This window comes from Acidovorax sp. KPB24-03 (genome assembly GCF_057546605.1).
Map to the genome: position 1 here is coordinate 1 of NZ_BAAJYR010000388.1, position 3,278 is coordinate 3,278.

At 72.4% G+C, this 3,278-nt stretch carries 2 protein-coding genes; both read right to left on the reverse strand.

All coding sequences use genetic code 11. From position 1 onward, the window contains the following. On the reverse strand, nt 1-1,185 hold a 1,185-nt coding region (locus AC27KI_RS21410; protein WP_487115721.1), incomplete at its 3' end, for a sigma-54-dependent transcriptional regulator. Beyond that, nucleotides 1,182-2,981, reverse strand: coding sequence for a sensor histidine kinase (locus AC27KI_RS21415; protein WP_284431112.1), 1,800 nt, complete (start codon nt 2,979-2,981; stop codon nt 1,182-1,184). The genes AC27KI_RS21415 and AC27KI_RS21410, both read right to left, overlap by 4 nt. Nucleotides 2,982-3,278: the final 297 nt, after the last annotated feature.

Consider the following 3,278-nt stretch of genomic DNA (forward strand, 5'->3'; position numbering starts at 1 on the left):
CGGCAGGTGCGCCAGGTCGCCGCTGGCGAACCGCAACAGGTCGAGGTCGATGCGCAGGTGGCCCGGGGCGATGAGCGCACCGGCCGACTCCACCAGGGCCCGGAGCTGGCGCACGTTGCCCGGCCAGGGCTGCGTGGCGAGCCAGGCCTGGGCGTCGGGCGCGAACAGGGCCTGCGGCGCCACGCGGCGCAGAAAGTGCGCGGCCAGCAGCGGCACGTCCATGCCCCGCTCGGCCAGGGGCGGGATGCGCATCACCACGCCCTTGAGCCGGTAAAAGAGGTCTTCGCGAAAACCGCCGTCCTGGATCATGCCCTCCAGGTCGCGGTGCGTCGCCGACACCACGCGCACGTCGGCCTTCTTCGTCTCGCGCCCGCCCACGGGCAGGAAGGTGCCCTCTTGCAGGAAGCGCAGCAGCTTGACCTGCATGGCGGGCGGCATCTCGCCCACTTCGTCCAGGAAGAGCGTGCCGCCGTGCGCGGTTTCCACCAGGCCCGGCTGGTCGCGGTGGGCGCCGGTGAAGCTGCCTTTCAGGTGGCCGAAAAGCTCGCTCTCCAGCAGCTCGCTGGACAGGGCGCCGCAATGGATGATCGCGAAAGGGCCCTGCCGGCGCGCGCTGCATTGGTGCAGGGCGCGGGCCACCAGCTCCTTGCCCGTGCCGGTGGGCCCGAGCACCATCACGCTCACCGAGGTGCCGGCCACGCGGCGCACCATGGCGCGCAGCTGCTGCGCGGCAGGCGACTGGCCGACGATGCCCAGGTCTTCGCTGCCCTCGCGTGCGCGCAGCTCCCGCAGCTCTTCGTCCAGGCGGGATTTGTGCATGGCGCGCGAGACGACGAAGCGCAGCATGTCCGGGTCGATGGGCTTGGTGAGGAAGTCCCACGCGCCCTTTTCGGCGGCGCGCAGGGCGAGTTCCCGGTCTCCGTGGCCGCTCAGGACCACCACGACCGAGCCCGCGAACCGCCCGATCAGCTCCAGGCCCGCTTCGGGGTCCATGCTGGGCGGCATGGCGAGGTCGAGCAGCACCACATGGGCGCGGTCCTGTCCGAAGGCCCAGGCCGCCTCTTCGCCGCTGCCGGCCACGGTGACCCGGTGGCCCAGTTCGCGCAGGAAGGAGCTGCCCAGCCGTTGGTAGGCGGGCTCGTCGTCCACCAGCAGGATGTGGCCCAGGGAGGGGGGAGGGGTCATGGTCGGTGGGGAGGAAAGGTCAGGGTGAAGCAGGTGCGCCAGGGCGGGCGCTCGGTCAGGGCGGCCGTGCCGCCGTGCGCGGCCATGATGCGTGCGACGATGGCCAGGCCCAGCCCGGTGCCGCCCGGGCTGCGCGAGGCGAAGGGCTGGAACAGCCGCTCGCGCAGCTCGGCGGGAATGCCGGGCCCGTCGTCGCAGACATGCAGCCGCAGGCCGTCCTCGCCCGGCTCGGCATCCACGTGCACCCGCCGCTGGCCTGCGGCGGCCTGGGCGTTGGTGAGGAGGTTGGCCAGCACCTGGTCCAGCCGCGCGGGGTCGGCGTGCACGGGGCAGGGCTTGTCCAGCCCGGGCCCCAGTTCCACGGATGGGGCGTGGCGGATCGCCTGGCGCACCTGCTGCGACAGGTCGATGGCCCGCGGCTCGATCTGCCAGGGCTTGGCGTAGTCCAGCAGGTCCTCCGCCAGGCGCGAGATGCGGGCGATCTGCTCCTGCACGTCCTTGCGGACCTCGGCCGGGGTAAAGGCCGTGGCCATGGCGATCACGTTCAGCGGGTTGCGCAGGTCGTGCGCGACCGTGGCCGCGAGCGAGCCCAGTTCGGCCAGGCGGGCCTGCAGCTGCCGCTCGCGCTCGCGCTGCTCTGCGGCCGCGGCGTTTTCCACCTGGCCCGCCGCCTGCACGAGCACGGTGCCGAACAGCTCCGCCAGGTGCCGCTGCCCGGGCGGCGCCTGCTCGAAGCCGTGCAGATGGGCTTGCCACTGGGCGCCGTCCTTGCGGCAGTGCACCGTGGGGGTGTGCGGATCGGGGGCGAGCGAGGGGCCCGTGACCACCCGCACGGCCACGCCCATGCGCTGGGACAGCAGCGAGGCGGCGATGGACGAGAGTTCGCCGAGCGATTGGGCCGTGGACAGCGCGCCGCGCCAGGTGTCCAGGTCGTGCGCCGTGGGGGTGCCGCCGGGGTAGACCAGGCGCTCGGCCAGCCGGCGCACCGGCCCGCTCCAGGCCAGGCAGGTGGCGGCCACCACGGCGGAGGTGAGCCAGCGCGACTCCACCGGCAGCAGCAAGGTCAGCGGCACGGCCAGCAGGCCCAGAAACAGCACGATCGCCCAGGCCAGGGCCCGCCGCGCCCAGGCGTTGGCCATGAAGACCCGGTAGCGCAGGATGCCGTAGACCAGGATCAGCGGGTACGCGGGGAAAGCCAGCACCTGCCAGGGGTACTGGGGAATGCGCAGGGCCGCGAACGCGTAACCCGAGATGCACATCAGCCCCCAGCCGCACGAGAGGGCCACGGCCGCGATCTGCCGGCGTTCGGTGGCCACCCGCGTCTGCCAGAAGGCCTTGGCCAGCACCAGCAGGCCCGCGCTCGCGCAGGTGGCCCAGACCAGGCTGGTGGTCCATCCGGCCGCATTGGGCACCACCACCCACTGCACGCCGGTGAACGGCGGAAAGTGCTCGAACGCGCCCGGCGGCACCCACCAGGACAGCGCGGTCGCGCCGCACGCCGCGCCGTAGGCCAGCCGCAAGGCCCAGGGCCGCAGCCGCTGGCCCGTGAAGATGGCGCAGAAGTGCAAGAACGCCGCGGACGTGATGGGCACCGTCGCCAGCAAGGCCATGGCGAAGGGCGCGGTGCCGATGCCGGCCCAGTTGGGCAGCTCGTTGCCCACGATCCACAGCCCCACGCCGAGCAGGAAGACGATCAGCAGCCGGGCGCCCGCCACGTGCTGGGCCCACAGCCACAGCACGCCGGACAGGGCCAGGGTCTGAACGAATGCCAGGGCGAGCGCGATGTGAATGGCCATCCGGCACTGTAAACCGAGTCGACAGCGCGCCCGCCGCAGCTGTCTACCGCGTTGACAGGTGGATTAAAAAACCGTTTGAAATCAACGGTCTGTGTGCTGGCACGTGCCCTGCAATACAGAAGGCATGAAGACCGCCACACCCCCCCTTGTGCCCCGCGATGCCGATGCCCATGCCCCTGCCGAGCGCCGGCGCCCCTGGACCTGGCCGCACTGCTGGGCGCGGCGCAATGGCACCGGCTTTCGCCCGCGATCCGCCGCCGTTTCGCGGCAGGCCATGCGCCGGTGCGCTACAGCGGC